Genomic DNA, 14758 nt, shown 5'->3' with positions numbered 1-14758 from the left:
GCCAGCTTGACCCAGGAAGACCTATGTCCAATAACCTGCTCCTGCCCGCCCGGTCGGGCACCACCCTGCGCTCCCGGCTGCTGCCGCTGCTCGGCGCCGCCCTCATCGCCGCCACCTACGCCATGCTCGTGCTGCTCCAGCCCTCGGAGGCCGCCGCGGGGCTCACCAGCTGGCCGGCCGTCGTGGCCTTCGCAGGCTATTTGGCTGGCGCCGTCCTGCTGCTGGCCGGCGTCCTGCCGCAGCTGCCGGCCTCCGTACTGACCATCATCCCCGTGGGCCTGGTGCTCAACATCGTGCTCGGCCAGTTCGTCGGCAGCACGCTCGTGCCGCTGTACCTGGATTCCATCGGCACCGTGCTGGTGGGGCTGCTCGCGGGCCGCGCCGCCGGCGCCGCTACCGGGGTGCTCGGTTCGCTCGTCTGGTCCCTGTTCAACCCCACCGTGCTGCCCTTCGCCGCGGGCGCGGCCGTCGTCGGCTTCCTTGCCGGTTCCGTCGGCACGCTGGTGCTGCGCCGCGCCTGGCAGGCCCCGGTCGCCGGGTTCCTCGCCGGCATCATCGCCGCCGTCGTCTCCGCACCGGTCGCGGCCTTCGTCTACGGGGGCACATCCGGTGCCGCGACAGGCGCCATCGTCGGCATGTTCCGCGCCATGGGCGACTCGCTGCTCGCCTCGGTGACCAAGCAGGCACTGATCTCCGACCCCGCGGACAAAGCGGTCGCCTTCCTGGTTGCGGCCCTGCTGGTACTGGCCCTGCCGCGGCGGATCCGGCTGCAGTTCCCGCTTCCGCGCCGCGCCGCCGCGGACCGGGACTGACCTGGCGCACGATGGCGCGCCTCCATCCGTTCACCGGCCTGGCCTTCGCCGGCTCCGCGGCCCTGGTCAGCCTGGCCGCCGACCGCTGGTGGCTGAGCCTTGCCATCGTCGCCGCGTGCCTGGTGCTGGCCCGCCGCCGCGGCATCACCCGACGCTTGGCCGGCACGGCCGCCGCGGTGCTGGCCCCGCTCTGGCTCTCCCAGCTGCTGGTGCACGCGGTGTTCGACCGGACCGGCAGCCACGTGCTCATCGCCGGGGGACCGGTGCGGCTGACGGTGGAGGGGTTGACGACGGCGGGCGGCCTGGGGCTGCGGGTGGCGGCCTTCGCCACGGTGTTCCTGCTCTACTCGCTGACCCTGGACCGTTACGCGCTCGTCCGGGCGCTGGACCAGTCCGGGGTGCCCGCCCAGTTCGGCTATATCGTCGCCGCCACGCTGGCGCTGGTGCCCGCCACCTTGGAGCGGGCGGCGGCCATTAGCCAGGCGCAGGCGGTCCGCGGCGTCGGGGGCCGCGGACCCGCGGGTCGGCTCGCCGCGGCCCGGATGCTCGCGGTGCCGCTGGTGCTGGCCAGCCTGCAGGACGCTACCGAGCGGTCCGTGAGCCTGCAGCTGCGCGGTTTCCCCGCCGGCCCCAAGCGCACCCAGTACGTCACGGTGAGCGCCCGCGGGTGGGAGCGGCCGGTCGCCGCCGTGGTGCTGTGCACTGCCGCCGCCCTGGTGGCGGTCCTGCTGGCCGGGGCACGCTGATGGAACTGGACCTCGAACATTATTGGCATCAGGGGCATGCTGCCCCCGCCCTGTCCGGTATCCGGCTGGCCATTGAACCGGGCACGCTGACCGCTGTTGCCGGCGGCTCCGGCAGCGGCAAAAGCACGCTCGCCGGCATCCTTGCCGGCAGCCTGCCCGGGCGGGCCGGGGGGCGGATGGCCGGCACCGTCCGCCTCGCCGGGGAGCAGGTGGAGTACGACGGCGGCGCGGAACCACCCGCCGTCGACCTCCGCCGGTGGTCGCGCCACGTGTCCTGCGTGCCGCAGGACGCACGGAACTACCTGTCCCAGGTGCGCCCCACCGTCGCGGAAGAGCTCGCGTTCGGCCTGGAAAACGCCGGCCTGCCGCTCGTGGCAATGCGGGCGCGGGTGCACGAGGCAGCCACGCGGTTCGGCCTCGACGACCTGCTGCCGCGCCACCCCGGCCGGCTCTCGGGCGGCCAGGAACGGCTCGTCGCCATCGCGGCGGCCGCCGTGGCCGGGGCGCCGGTGCTGGTGCTGGACGAACCGCTGGCCGGGCTGGACCGGGACGCGGCCTCACGGGTGTCCGCCGCGGTGCGGGAACTGCGGGACCAGGGCACCGCCGTCGTCCTCCTCACCCAGACACTGGACGAGCTGGCGGAAGAAGCCGGAGCGCTGCTGCTGCTGAAGGCGGGGTCGGTGGCGGCAGAGGGCCTCACCGGTGTGAGGCGTGAAGCCGCCGACGCAGGCGTTGTTGCGGACGCCGGCAGGTTCGTTGCCGGCGCGGCAGCGGGTCCGGGAAGCTTCGATGCCGCGGGACGGATTCCGTGCACCGGGCAGACCGGCGCAGTCAACGGCCCGGCTGGCGCTCCCGGGCCGCAGGTCCTGCTGTCCTACCGGGACGTCGGCTTTGGCTACCCCGCCGAGAATGAGGCCGGGTCGGGCGGCCCGGCGGCCCCGCGTCGCCGCCGCTGTTTCGGGCCCGGGGCAGCCCGCCGCCCGGTATCTTCCGGCCGGCATCCGGGTCGGCGGCTGCTGGACGGCGTTTGCCTCGACGTACGGGCGGGGGAGTGCGTGGCGCTGACCGGACCCAACGGCGCCGGCAAGACTACGCTGCTCAAGATGGCTCTCGGGCTTGTGCGCCCCGACACAGGTGCCGTGATCCTGGCCGGCCGCGATGCGGCGCGCCCTGGTTCCGGCGTGGCCGAGGCGGCGGCCTCCGCGGGCTTGCTCTTCCAGAATCCGGCCGACCAGCTGTTCGAGCGGACCGTGCGCCGGGAGGTCGGGTTCGGTCCCAAGCGAACGCGGCCCGGACAGGACGCAGTCGAGGCGGCTCTGTCGGACTGCGGCCTGGCGGACCTGGCCGACGAGCACCCCTACGAGTTGCCCGCCTCGGGACGCCGCCTGGTCGCGCTCGCCACGGTGCTGGCCAGGCGCCCCCGGGTGCTCATCCTCGACGAGCCCACGGTTTCACTGGACGGGCATGGCCGCGACATCCTGGCCCGGGTCCTCACAGCGGCGACGGAGCGCGGCGCGGCAGTCCTGCTATCGACGCATGATCTGGCCTTCGCCCGGGAGAACTGCCACCGGACCGTGGATTTGGGCCGTCCCACAGCCGCGCGGCGCTAGCCTGGGCCGCCGCGGCTGCGCCGCCGCGCGTCGCTAGCCCGGGCCCCCGTCGCGCCGAAGGATCCCGCCCGGTGCCGGCCGGGCCGGCCGCGGCTCACTGGTCCGACTCGGCGAGTTGCTTGATGCTCGAGAGCCGGCGGTCCCAGGCGGAGCCGAGACGTTCCAGGTCGCGGCCGAGCGAACTCAGGCGGCCGCCGAGGACGCTGTAGCGGACTTCGCGTCCCCGGCGCGCCGCCTCCACGAGCCCTGCCTCCTGCAGCACGTCGAGATGCTTGACGATGGCCTGCCGGCTGATCGGGAACCCGGCGGCCAAGGCCGAGGCGGAAGCCGGCGCCGCGCCCAGCCTGGCCAGGATCTCCCAGCGGGTCTCGTCGCCCAGCGCCGCGAAGACCGACGCCAACTGAGCGGCCGGCACCGCTAGCCGGCGCTTTCCGCGGCGGCATCCTCGAGGAAGGACCGGGCGGCGGCCAGTTCGATGTTCCAGCCCTCGGTATTCTCCTGGAGGGCCTTGCGCCGCTTTTCCTCACCGCCGGGCAGCGTGGAAAAGCCGCTCTCGGCCACACGAAGGGTCACGCCTCCCTGGGGCCGTTCGTCAATCCAAAACTCCACGAGCGTCGACTCGTCCTCGCGGAAGCCCTCGCTCGCGGAGCCTGCGAGCCAGCGGAATGCGGCATAGCGCGGTGCATCGAGCTTCTCGGTCCGGATCGGAAACGCGCCGTGGACAGGATCATGCACAATGTCCACGTCCCCGACCCGTTCGATCCGATGCTCGATAATCGTTCCGTTGTTGATGTACCAGCCCGGCTCCGACACGAGCCTCCACACGCGCTCCGCGCTGGCGTCGATGTCGATCTGCCGCTCAATCCGGTCCAGTGTTCCGTCCATGACTGTCCCTTCCGTTGATGTGCAACTCCATGGTTGCACCACAACGGCGCCTAGTGCAACCCATAAGTTGCAGAAGGTGGAAATTCTCCTTCCGTAGAAATCAAGTGGCGGGCGCTGCGAGAGCAGGTTCCGGCGTCGTCGGCCGGCTAGTCTGTCCTCGCCATGGAGGCGGGGTGGGACCGGCCGGCCTGTCCCGCCCCGCCGAGGACATCGCTAAACGACGACGGTGATCCACTCGCCGTCGATGGCGGCGGCATAGCGGGGGAGCGGCGCGGGTGCCGGGCCGCCCGTCACGGCGCCGTCCTGCAGGGCGAACGTCGAACCGTGGCAGGGGCAGGCGATCTCGCTTTCGGTCGCCGCGACCTTGCAGCCCTGGTGGGTGCACTTGGCGCTGAAGGCCAGGACCGTCTCCTCGTCCGGGCGGTGGATCAGGATCGGCTTGCCGTCCACATCGCGGTTCGCGGAGCCGCCGACCGGCACCTCACTGAGCTTGCCCACCCGAACGGCTGCGCCGCCGGTTTCGACTGTGGAGGGTTTTCCGCTGGTATCCCCGACCAGATCCTGGAAGGGAGAGCAGCCGGCCAGGACACCGGCCGTTCCCGTGGCGGCGGTGATGGTCAGGAGGGTGCGGCGTGAGGGTTCCATGCCTGCCATTCTTGCCGCGGGAACTTGGATTTTTCCAGAGGAACGGGCGTGTTGGTTATCGGTGCTGGTTAAATTTCCCGCCGGTGATCCGTTCCGAGGCTCCGACCCGGTCCAGGTAGGGCGTGATGCCGCCGAGGTGCAGCGGCCATCCGGCTCCCATAATCATGCAGAGGTCGATGTCTTCGGGCGCCTGGACGACGCCTTCCTCGAGCATCAGGCCGACTTCCTCGGCGAGGGCGTCCTGGGTGCGGCGGAGCAGTTCGTCGGCCGTGCTGGGGGAGCCGCCGAACTCGAGCAGCGACAGCGTGGAGGCGGGAACCACGTGCCGTCCGTCGTCGTCCGTGGACCACAGCGACGTGACGCCGGCGTCGATGAGCCGCTGCAGGTTGGCGGAGACCCGGAACCTGTCCCCGAAGGCCGCGTGCAGCGACTCCGTGACGTGCTGCGCGACGGGCATGCCGACCATGGCCAGCAGGTTGAACGGCGTCATGGGCAGGCCCATCGGCTGCAACGCGTTGTCGGCGACCTCGGCGGGCGTGCCTGCATCGAACGCCGCGGTGATTTCGCCGAGCAGGCGCAGCAGGATGCGGTTGACCACGAACGCGGCCGAGTCCTGGACCAGCACCGTCGTCTTCTTCAGCGCCTGCCCGACCGAGAAAGCCGTCGCGAGGACCTCATCACTGGTTTTCGGAGCACGGACTATCTCCAGCAGCGGCATCGCTGCGACCGGGTTGAAGAAGTGGAAGCCCACCACCCGCTCGGGATGCAGCAGATCTGCGGCCATGGCGCCCACCGATAGCGACGAGGTGTTGGTCGCGAGGACGCATTCATCGGAGACCACGGCCTCGACTTCGGCGAATACCTGCTTCTTGACGGCGAGGTCCTCGAACACAGCCTCGATCACGAAGTCCGCATCGGCGAAGGCCTCCTTGGAGACCGCGCCGGTGACCAGGGCTTTGATGCGGTTCGCCGCATCCGGTGCCAGGCGGTCCTTCGCGAGCAGCTTGTCCACCTCGGCCCCGACATAGGCCACGCCCTTGTCCACCCTGGCCTGGTCCACGTCCGTCATGACCACGGGCACCTTGAGCCGGCGGGCGAAGAGCAGCGCGAGCTGGCTGGCCATCAGCCCGGCTCCCACGATGCCGACCTTCGCTACCGGGCGTGCCAGCGCCTTGTCCGGGGCACCGGCCGGCCGCTTGGCGCGCTTCTGCACCAGCTCCAGGAACGCGTGGACGGTGTCGCGGAACTGCGGGGTCTGCATCAATTCGGCCAGCGCGTCGATTTCCAGCTCCGCCGATTCCTGCTGCGTCTTTCCGCGGCCTGCCGCCAGCACCTCCAGCAGCTTGGTAGGGGCGGGTGCGGCGCCGCCGGTCCGGGCTGCCACGAAGGAGCGGGCCGCGGATATTGCCTTTTCCCAGTCGTCCTCGGTGGCCGCGGCCTTCTGTGAGCGGCGCTCCGCGACCTCGGCGCGCTCGGCGTCTTCGGCGAGGATGCGGCCGGCCCAGGCGAGGGACTGCTCGAGGAAATCCGCCTGCCCGAAGCAAGCATCGGCGATGCCCAGCTCGTACGCCTCCGGGCCCTTAACCGCCCTGTTGTTGCCCAGGGCGTTCTCGATCATGACCTTCAGCGCGTTCCGGGGACCGATGAGCCGCGGCAGCCGGTAGACGCCGCCCCAGCCGGGAATCAGGCCGAGGAAGGCCTCGGGCAGCGAGATCCCGTTGGCTGCCGCCGAGACCGTGCGGTAGCCGGCGGCCAGTGCGATTTCCAGCCCGCCGCCCATCGCGGCACCGTTGATGAAGGCGAACGTCGGCACACCAAGGCCGGACAGCGTGCCGTAGACATCGTGGCCGAGCCGGGCCATCTGCCGGCCGTCCTCCTCCGTGGCCAGCCTTCCCACCGCCGAGAGGTCTGCGCCGGCGGCGAGGTAGTAGGGCTTGCCGGTGACGGCGACAGCCGCCAGCACGCCCGCTTCAGCGCGCGTCTTCAGCTGCTCGAAGACGGCGCCAAGCTCCACCAGTGAGTTCGGGCCGAGGGTTGTGGGCCTGCGGTGGTCGAGGTCGTTGTCGAGGGTGACCAGGGCGAGTGTGCCGGCGCCCGGCAATTCGACGTCGCGGACGTAGGCGTGGGTCACCGTCTCGTCCGCGAACTTGGCGGCCAGGTCTGCATAGTCTGCCGGGATCATGCTTGCTCCTTCTCAGTGGCGGACGGGGTCGGGCGGGGATACTCCGGATGGTGCGGGTTCTCCCAGACCACCGTGCCGCCCATGCCCAGGCCGACGCACATGGTGGTCAGCCCGTACCGGACGCTAGGGTCCTCCTCGAACTGCCGGGCCAGCTGGGTCATCAGCCGTACCCCGGAGGCGGCCAGCGGATGTCCGACGGCGATCGCCCCGCCATAGCGGTTCACGCGCGGGTCGTCGTCGGCGAGTCCGAAGTGGTCCAGGAAAGAGAGCACCTGCACCGCGAACGCCTCGTTGATCTCGAACAGGCCTATGTCCGCTATGTCCAGCCCGGCAAGCTTGAGCGCCTTTGCGGTCGCGGGGATCGGGCCGATGCCCATGACTTCAGGATCGACGCCAGCGAACGCGTAGGAGACCAGGCGCATCCTGGCGGGCAGGCCCAGCTCCGCCGCCGTCCCGGCCGACGCCAGGACGGCCGCGGTGGCGCCGTCGGTGAGCCCGGCCGCATTGCCGGCAGTGACCCGCCCGTGCGGACGGAACGGCGTGCGCAGCCCGTCCAGGTCTGCCACCGTGGTGCCGGGGCGCGGAGGCTCGTCGGCGCGGTGCAGAGCCCAGCCCTCGCCCGGCTTCCGGCCCGCCACCGGAACAAGATCCTGCTGGATCGAGCCCGCCTCGTAGGCCGCTGCGAGTTTCGCCTGGCTCGCCGCGGCGTAGGCGTCGGCACGCTCCTTCGTCATGCCGGGCCAGCGGTCGTGCAGGGTCTCGGCGGTGCTGCCCATGTTCAGGGCGTCAGGGTCAACAAGCTTCTCGGCGGCGAAGCGCGGGTTGGGCTCCGCCCCCTGGCCCATCGGGTGGCTGCCCATGTGCTCCACCCCGCCGGCGATGACCACGTCGTAGGCGCCAAAGGCGATGCCGCCCGCCGTCGTCGTTACTGCCGTCATGGCCCCTGCGCACATGCGGTCTATGGCGAAGCCCGGAACCGAGCGGGGGAGGCCGGCAAGCAGGGCGGCGCTCCGGCCGATGGTCAGGCCCTGGTCTCCGGTCTGCGTGGTTGCGGCAACGGCAACCTCGTCGATCCGCTCGGGCGGAAGGGACGGATTGCGGCGCAGCAGTTCGCGGATGCACTTGACCACCAGGTCGTCGGCCCGGGTGCCGGCGTGGATGCCTTTCCCACCCGCCTTGCCGAAAGGGGTGCGGACGCCGTCGACGAAGACGACGTCGCGCAGGGCGCGGGCAGGCAGGACAGGACTCACCGGGGCTCCTCGGGACGGCAGCGTGACGCCCCTCATGTTACCCATGGGTAACATAGGCGGCAAGCCTCCTCACGGGCGGCCCGCGCCGGCCTGGGAAGCTACGCCGCGCTTCCCCGGTGGTTCCCCTTGCCCTTCGGCTCCGGCAGCGGGTCCGGATCGAGGAAGGCCTTGGTGATGACAGGAACGGCAAGTTCCAGCTGCCAGGGACGGGCGCCCAGTTCGCGCAGGGCCGCGGCGATGGATTCCTCGGTGACCGCGGCCGGCGGGCGCCAGGCGACGCGGCGCAGGAAATCGGGGGTGAGCAGGTTCTCCACCGGCATCTCCAGCTTCTCGGCCAAGGCGGCGAGCCGGGGGCGGGCGGTCTGCAGGCGTGCTGCCGCCGCGGGGTCCTTGTCAGCCCACACCCGGGGCGGCGGGGGAGCATTGGTCGGCTGCTGCAGTTCGGGCAGTTCCTTCAACTGCCGGGCGGTGCTGATGCAGCGGAGCCAACGCGGGGCCTCCCGCTGGGCGGCCCGCCCGTGGAAGCCGTTGACGTCCAGCAGCTGGGGTACGGTTGCGGGCATTGCCCGGGCCGCGGCCACGATGGCGGAGTCCGGGATCAGGCGGCCGGGTGCGACGTCCCGCTTCTCGGCCAGCTGTTCGCGTTCCTGCCACAGCTCCCGCACCGCAGCCAGCTGCCTCCGGTCGCGGATCTGGTGGAGGCCCGAGGTCTTTCGCCAGGGATCCGGGCGCGGCGGGGCGGGCGGCGTCTTGCGCAGGGCCTCGAACTCCTGCTCGGCAAAACCCAGCTTGTCCTGCCGTGTGAGCAGCTCAACCATGGCCTCGCGGAGTTCGATCAGCACCTCGACGTCCAGTGCGGCGTAGCGGAGCCAGGGCTCGGGCAGCGGGCGGGTGGACCAGTCCGCGGCGGAATGCTCCTTGGCCAGCGTGAATCCCAGCAGGTTCTCGATCACAGCGGCGAGGCCGACGCGGGGGAGCCCGGCCAGCCGGGCGGCGAGCTCCGTGTCGAAGAGCCGGTCCGGCCACATGCCAAGCTCGGAGAGGCAGGGCAAGTCCTGGGTGGCGGCGTGCAGGATCCACTCGGCGCCACAGATCGCATCGTTGATGACCACCAGGTCGTCGAAGGGTTCGGGGTCGACCAGCCAGGTGCCCGCTCCCTCGCGGCGGAGCTGCACGAGGAAGGCCCGCTGGCCGTAGCGGAAGCCGGAAGCGCGCTCGGCGTCCACAGCCACCGGACCCCGTCCAGCGGCCAGCGCGGCCGCGGCGCGCGCCAGCCCGTTGGCAGTGGTGACGACAGGGGGCACCCCCTCCCGCGGCGCGGTCAGCTCAACCAGTTCGGGGGCCTGCTCCGGGGCCGCTTCCGCGGGTGGTGCACCGATGGAGGGGCGCGACGGTCCGGCGGAAGAGTCCGAAGTCAAGAAAGTCATGGTCCTTTCAGTCTACTGCGCGGTTAATTGCGACGGCGATTCGGCAGCGGAGCCACGCCGTCCGGCAGCGGGGGCAGGCCGGCGAAGGTGCAGACCATGTCCGACCAGGCTTCGAGGTGGGCCTGGACCTGGGCAGAATCGGGGGTCCAGGAGGCCCGGAGCTCGATGTCGATGGCGTCCTGCTGGTCCGCGAGGGTGCCGAAGCTCTCCGAGAGGATCCGGGTCGCCGTTCCGCCGGCATTGCGGTATCCGGCGTGGTGGACGTCCAGCGCCTCCACCAGCCAGGTCCAGGCGACCGAACCCAGCAGCGAGTCATTGCCCATCTCGGCATCGAGCTGGGCGCGGATGTAGGTCACGATGCGGAAAGTGCCGTCCCAGAGTTCAGACCCTTCGGCGTCGTAGAGCAGGACGAAGCGGCCCGTCGCGAGTTCCGTCCCGCCGGAACTGCCGACGGCGGCAAGGGCGGGTCCGTGCAGCGGCCGGCCGGCCGGAGCGGCGGGCTGGACGACCTCGGCGCCAATGGCCACGGCGAACGGGGCGAGGCGCGAGGGAGCTGGCAGCTCTTCGAGGCGGAGCTCGCTGCGGCACTGTGCCCGGCGCAACGCGGCCAGGGCGGTCATGAAGTCCGCAGGAACCGCGGACATATCACCAATCGCACTCACACCCACAGGTTAATTCGCGGCACTGACAGCCGGGAACCAGACTCGCCGGAGCCATGAATCGTTATGCTCCTGTGCTGTCCCCGACCTCTGCGCGGATGGCCTCGGCGAAGGCATCCACGTCGGCCTCCGACGTGTCGAACGAGCACATCCAGCGGACCTCGCCCCGGGCAGCGTCCCAGTCGTAGAACCGGAACTTCTTGCGGATCCGGTCCGCCGCACCCGCCGGAAGCGTGGCGAACACGGCGTTGGCCTGCGTCTCCTGCGTGGGCCGGACGCCGTCGATCCCGGCCACCGCCGCGCGCAGCCGGGCCGCCATCGCGTTCGCATGCGCTGCCGAGCGCAGCCACAGGCCGTCCTCCAGCAGCGCCACGAACTGCGCCGAGATGAAGCGCATCTTCGACGCCAGCTGCATGTTCATCTTGCGCAGGTACGGCAGGCCGGCCGCCGCCTCCGGGTTCAGCACCACGACGCATTCACCGAAAAGCAGGCCGTTCTTGGTGCCGCCGAGGGAAACGATGTCCACCCCCGCGTCCGTCGTGAACTCGCGCAGCGGAACGTCGAGGGCCGCGGCCGCGTTGGCCAGCCGCGCCCCGTCCATGTGCAGCTTCATGCCGTGTCCGTGCGCGTGGTCGGCGATCGCCCGGATTTCCTCGATGCTGTACAGCGTGCCGAGCTCGGTGCTCTGGGTGAGGGACACGGCCAGCGGCTGGGCACGGTGCTCGTCGCCCCAGCCCCAGGCCTCGCGGTCGATCAGCTCCGGCGTCAGCTTGCCGTCCTCGGTGGGCACGGGCAGCAGCTTCATCCCGCCGACCCGCTCGGGGGCGCCGTTCTCGTCCACATTGATATGCGCGGTGGCGGCGCAGATGACGGCCCCCCAGCGCGGCAGCATCGACTGCAGGCTCAGCACGTTCGCGCCGGTGCCGTTGAACACCGGGTAGGCGACCGCCTGCGCGCCGAAATGCGTTTGGATGATTTCCTGCAGCCGGGCCGTGTAGTCGTCCTCGCCGTACGAAACCTGGTGGCCGCCGTTGGCGTGGGCCAGCGCCGTCAGGATTTCCGGATGCACCCCCGAATAGTTGTCCGAGGCGAAGCCGCGTGCGGCGGCGTCGTGCAGGGGAGCGGCGAGCAGGGAGGAATCGGTCACGATGGCAATGTCCTTCTCGGAATGGGGTGTAGGGGCGGATGCGCTCACGCGAGCGGGATCCTGTGTCCGTTCAGATCGGCGGCGGGCGTGCCGAACAAATTCTTCACGGCCTCGGCCAGCTGCGCAACGTCGGTGAATCCGTCGAACGTCTTCTCCGGTTCCGCGCGGCGCATGCCGTCGTCCACCAGGGCCTTGACCACCAGTACGACGGCGGCGGCCCGGGCGGTTACGGGGCTTCCGGTGTCCTTTCCGGCGGCTTTCCGCTCGCGCTCGAAGCCGTCCGCGAGGGACTGCATCCAGCTCTCGGCTGCGGCCTTGGCGGCTGCGTAGTTGGCCCCGCCGGCGGTGGCGGCGCCCACGGCCGTGGAGGAAACAATGACGGCGCGGCCGTGCTTCGACGCGGCCAGCTGCGGGTAGAAGGCCCTGGTCGTGTTGCGCAGGGTCGTGACCAGGTTGCGGTGGAGGAAGTCCCAGTCCTCGTCGCTCTGGCCGGTGATGCCTTTGCCGCCGCGCCAGCCGCCGACCAGGTGGACCAGGCCGTCGGCGCCGCCGCGAACCAGCACGTCGGCGGCCAGCCCCTCGACGGCCCTGCGGTCGGCGAGGTCGCAGGCGAACGTAGCTACGCCGTCGTCATCGCCGTACGCCTGCCGCAGCCGCTCCGCATTGCTGCCTACGGCGATGACCTCCGCCCCGGCCCGGCGCAGCGCGGCGGTGACGGCCCGGCCCGAGGCGCCTGAGGCCCCGGCGACCACCACTCGCAGGCCTGCGGGGATGGCGCCGTCCGTGCCTCCCGGTTCCGCCGGAGGGCCGCCGCTCATGCTGCGGCTCCGGTAATGCCGGAGGTCGATTCAATGACGGATTTCATCTTCTTCCCCAGTGCCTCGTAGAACATGGACAGTGGGAACTCATCATCCATGACCTGGTCGGTAATTTCACGCAGTGGCGCCGTCAGCGGCAGGGCAGTGGGCCCCTTGGCCCAGGCGGAGGCGGGATTCGGGGTCAGCGTGCCGGTCAGCATCTCGTAGGCCGCGAGCCAGTGCGCCAGCTTCGGGCGGTCGATCGAGCGCCAGTACAGGTCGTCGATCTGCCGGCCAAGGTCGACGACGGCGTCCGCGACGTGCTCCCAGTCGATGGTCAGCCGGGAATCGGTCCAGTGCAGAACGTGGTGCTGGTGCAGCCAGGCGAACAGCAGCTGGCCGCCGAGGCCGTCGTAGTTGCGGACCCGGCTTCCGGTGATGGCGAAGCGGAAGATCCGGTCGAAGATCACTGCGTACTGGACCAGCCTGGCGTGCGCGCGGATTTCCGGCGATGCCTCGGCGTCATGCTCGAGCCGGACGGATTCGCGGAACGCGGTGAGGTCGCAGCGCAGTTCCTCCAGCGAGTAGAGGAAGTAGGGCATCCGCTGCTTGATCATGAACGGGTCGAACGGCAGGTCGCCGCGCATGTGCGTGCGGTCGTGGATGAGGTCCCACATGACGAAGGTTTCCTCGGCGAGCTGCTGGTCCTCAAGGAGCTCGGCGGCCTCCGCAGGCAGCTCGAGCGAGGTGGTCCGGGCGGCGGCGGCGACCACGCGGCGGAACCGGGCGGCCTCGCGGTCCGCGAAGATGGCGCCCCACGTGAAGGCCGGGGTCTCGCGGACGGCCACGGTTTCCGGGAAGAGCACGGCGGAGTTCGTGTCGTAGCCGGGCGTGAAGTCGAGGAAGCGGATCGGGACGAAGAGCTTGTTGGAGTAGTCCCCGGCCTCCAGATCGTCGATGAAATCCGGCCAGATGACCTCGACCAGCACGGCCTCGATCAGCCGGTCCGGGCTGCCGTTCTGCGTGTACATCGGGAAAACCACCAGGTGGACCAGCCCGTCGCGGCGCTGTCGCTGCGGCTGGAAGGCCATGAGCGAATCCAGGAAGTCCGGGACCCCGAAGCCGTCCGCGGCCCACCGGCGGAAGTCCTGCTGCAGCAGCCGGAGATAGTCGCCGTCGTGCTCCAGGAACGGAGCGAGCTCGGCGATGGCGGCGACGATGCTCTCTACCTGCCGGCCCGCCTCGGCATGGTGGGCAGGATCAGGAATGGAGCCGTCGTGCAGCTGCCGCGGACGCAGCGCGGAGGCTGCGGCCTTGAGCCGGAGCCAGGCCGGATGCGCCGGCAGGCCCGAATCGCTGCACTGTTCGGCGCCGGACGGCGAAATGGCCAGAGTCATGATGGAGCCCCCTGTTCTGCGGCACGGCCGGGCCGTGCGGACGGATCTGCACTGTGGCTCGAGCGTAGCAACGAAAAAGCTCAGCTAATCAGAAATGCGCCGACTGATTAGCACTTCTCATGCTCAAGGCGGCCGCGAAAGCCGGCAGGCCCAGCGGGGCTCGCGCTGGCGGCGACAGTTGTGCGGCGGAGTGCCGCTAGCTGGCGGCCGCGTCTTCCTCCAGTGTCAGCGAGACCGAATTGATGCAGTAGCGCTGGTCGGTCGGGGTCTGGTACCCCTCGCCCTCGAAGACGTGGCCCAGGTGCGAGTTGCAGTTCGCGCAGCGGACCTCGATCCGCTCCATGCCCAGCGTGGAATCGTGCAGGTAACGGACCTTGCCCTCTGCCAGCGGCGCCCAGAAGGACGGCCAGCCGCAGTGCGAGTCGAACTTCTCCTTGCTGGTGAACAGTTCAGCGCCGCAGGCCCGGCACTTGTAGACGCCGTTGGTGTGGGTGTCCCAGTACTCGCCGGTGTAGGGCCGCTCCGTGCCGGCCTGGCGCAGCACGTGGTATTCCTCCGGCGTCAGCTCGCGGCGCCACTCGTCCTCGGACTTGGTGACGGGGAAGGCTTCTTCAGTGTTGTCCACGTTGGTCATATCCTTTCAACGCCTACGAATCGCCGATGTATCCCGAGCCGGAGTAGAGGTGGAGCACCGGGATGCCCAGCTTGTCCTGGGCCCGGTTCGCCCAGTCCGTGTGGAAGGTGTCCTCGACGGCGTGCGGGGTCGTGATGACGACGGCCCGGTCCACCGGGTGCCGGCGGACGTGGTCCACGAGGGCGGACACCGCGTCGTCCCCGACGATCTCCACCGTGCCGGCGAGCCTGCTGCCGGCCAGCGCTTCGATGGACAGCCGCTTGGCCTCCTCGGCCTCCGTCTTGGCCTCGTCGGCCGACGGCTGCCCGTGGAGCAGCTCCCGGAACGCGGCAGCGACGTCGAGCAGGCTCAGGTTGTCCAGGAAGTCCAGCACCAGGTTGCGCTTGGTGTCCTCCGGGATCAGCACGTTGAACATGGTGCCCTCCGAGGCCAGCAGTTCAAGATTCCGCAGGTCCGCGCTGTTGAGCGGCTCCTCGGTGAGTACCACGATCGTTTCCGTCATGGGCCCAGCGTAGCCAGCATCGGCGACCGCCAACAATACGGCGGCACTTTCCGCCTTGTACCGCA

Annotated in this window: 15 protein-coding genes; 3 read left to right on the top strand and 12 right to left on the bottom strand. The window is 70.5% G+C overall.

What is annotated here, in order from left to right:
* Positions 1-23: 23 nt before the first annotated feature.
* From AHIS1636_RS02885 to AHIS1636_RS02875, 3 genes are read left to right on the top strand one after another with little or no spacing between them, the layout of a single operon-like run.
* Complete coding sequence (locus AHIS1636_RS02885; protein ID WP_264794307.1) at positions 24-812, top strand: ECF transporter S component; 789 nt, start codon at positions 24-26, stop codon at positions 810-812.
* A gap of 11 nt (positions 813-823) precedes the next feature.
* Positions 824-1558, top strand: coding sequence for an energy-coupling factor transporter transmembrane component T family protein (locus tag AHIS1636_RS02880; protein ID WP_264794306.1), 735 nt, complete (start codon positions 824-826; stop codon positions 1556-1558).
* Positions 1558-3168, top strand: coding sequence for an ABC transporter ATP-binding protein (locus AHIS1636_RS02875; RefSeq protein ID WP_264794305.1), 1611 nt, complete (start codon positions 1558-1560; stop codon positions 3166-3168). Before AHIS1636_RS02880 ends, AHIS1636_RS02875 begins: the two co-directional genes overlap by 1 nt.
* Before the next feature lie 94 nt (positions 3169-3262).
* On the opposite strand, the gene AHIS1636_RS02870 is transcribed toward AHIS1636_RS02875, so the two are convergent.
* From AHIS1636_RS02870 to AHIS1636_RS02815, 12 genes are all read right to left on the bottom strand, one after another.
* Positions 3263-3583, bottom strand: coding sequence for an ArsR/SmtB family transcription factor (locus AHIS1636_RS02870; RefSeq protein ID WP_264794304.1), 321 nt, complete (start codon positions 3581-3583; stop codon positions 3263-3265).
* 2 nt (positions 3584-3585) lie between these two features.
* On the bottom strand, positions 3586-4053 hold the full coding sequence (locus AHIS1636_RS02865; protein WP_264794303.1) for an SRPBCC family protein: 468 nt from the start codon (positions 4051-4053) through the stop codon (positions 3586-3588).
* A 213-nt stretch (positions 4054-4266) separates the two neighbouring features.
* Positions 4267-4698 (bottom strand): QcrA and Rieske domain-containing protein, encoded by a 432-nt coding sequence (locus AHIS1636_RS02860; protein ID WP_264794302.1) that lies wholly within the window; start codon positions 4696-4698, stop codon positions 4267-4269.
* A 55-nt stretch (positions 4699-4753) separates the two neighbouring features.
* Positions 4754-6880, bottom strand: coding sequence for a 3-hydroxyacyl-CoA dehydrogenase NAD-binding domain-containing protein (locus tag AHIS1636_RS02855; protein ID WP_264794301.1), 2127 nt, complete (start codon positions 6878-6880; stop codon positions 4754-4756).
* Positions 6877-8166 (bottom strand): thiolase family protein, encoded by a 1290-nt coding sequence (locus AHIS1636_RS02850; RefSeq protein ID WP_373875774.1) that lies wholly within the window; start codon positions 8164-8166, stop codon positions 6877-6879. Before AHIS1636_RS02850 ends, AHIS1636_RS02855 begins: the two co-directional genes overlap by 4 nt.
* Before the next feature lie 62 nt (positions 8167-8228).
* On the bottom strand, positions 8229-9557 hold the full coding sequence (locus AHIS1636_RS02845) for an HRDC domain-containing protein (RefSeq protein WP_264794299.1): 1329 nt from the start codon (positions 9555-9557) through the stop codon (positions 8229-8231).
* Between the two features lie 23 nt (positions 9558-9580).
* Complete coding sequence (locus AHIS1636_RS02840; RefSeq protein ID WP_264794386.1) at positions 9581-10201, bottom strand: DUF3000 domain-containing protein; 621 nt, start codon at positions 10199-10201, stop codon at positions 9581-9583.
* 79 nt (positions 10202-10280) lie between these two features.
* On the bottom strand, positions 10281-11372 hold the full coding sequence (locus AHIS1636_RS02835) for a threonine aldolase family protein (protein WP_373875773.1): 1092 nt from the start codon (positions 11370-11372) through the stop codon (positions 10281-10283).
* A 35-nt stretch (positions 11373-11407) separates the two neighbouring features.
* Entirely contained in the window at positions 11408-12181 is a 774-nt protein-coding gene (locus AHIS1636_RS02830; RefSeq protein ID WP_264794298.1) for an SDR family NAD(P)-dependent oxidoreductase, read from the bottom strand.
* Positions 12178-13557: a DUF6421 family protein gene (locus AHIS1636_RS02825; protein WP_264794297.1), complete on the bottom strand. Its 1380-nt coding sequence runs from the start codon at positions 13555-13557 to the stop codon at positions 12178-12180. The genes AHIS1636_RS02830 and AHIS1636_RS02825 overlap by 4 nt, the downstream gene beginning before the upstream one ends.
* A 196-nt stretch (positions 13558-13753) precedes the next feature.
* Positions 13754-14191 (bottom strand): peptide-methionine (R)-S-oxide reductase MsrB, encoded by a 438-nt coding sequence (gene msrB / locus AHIS1636_RS02820; protein WP_264794296.1) that lies wholly within the window; start codon positions 14189-14191, stop codon positions 13754-13756.
* A gap of 13 nt (positions 14192-14204) precedes the next feature.
* The gene (locus tag AHIS1636_RS02815) at positions 14205-14693 is read right to left on the bottom strand and encodes a hypothetical protein (RefSeq protein ID WP_264794295.1); all 489 of its coding nucleotides are present in this window, start codon (positions 14691-14693) and stop codon (positions 14205-14207) included.
* Positions 14694-14758: the final 65 nt, after the last annotated feature.

It is taken from the genome of Arthrobacter mangrovi, from assembly GCF_026011795.1.
In the GTDB taxonomy this organism is placed as follows: Bacteria; Actinomycetota; Actinomycetes; order Actinomycetales; family Micrococcaceae; genus Crystallibacter; species Crystallibacter mangrovi.
This window is presented reverse-complemented; position numbering and strand designations above follow the sequence as displayed.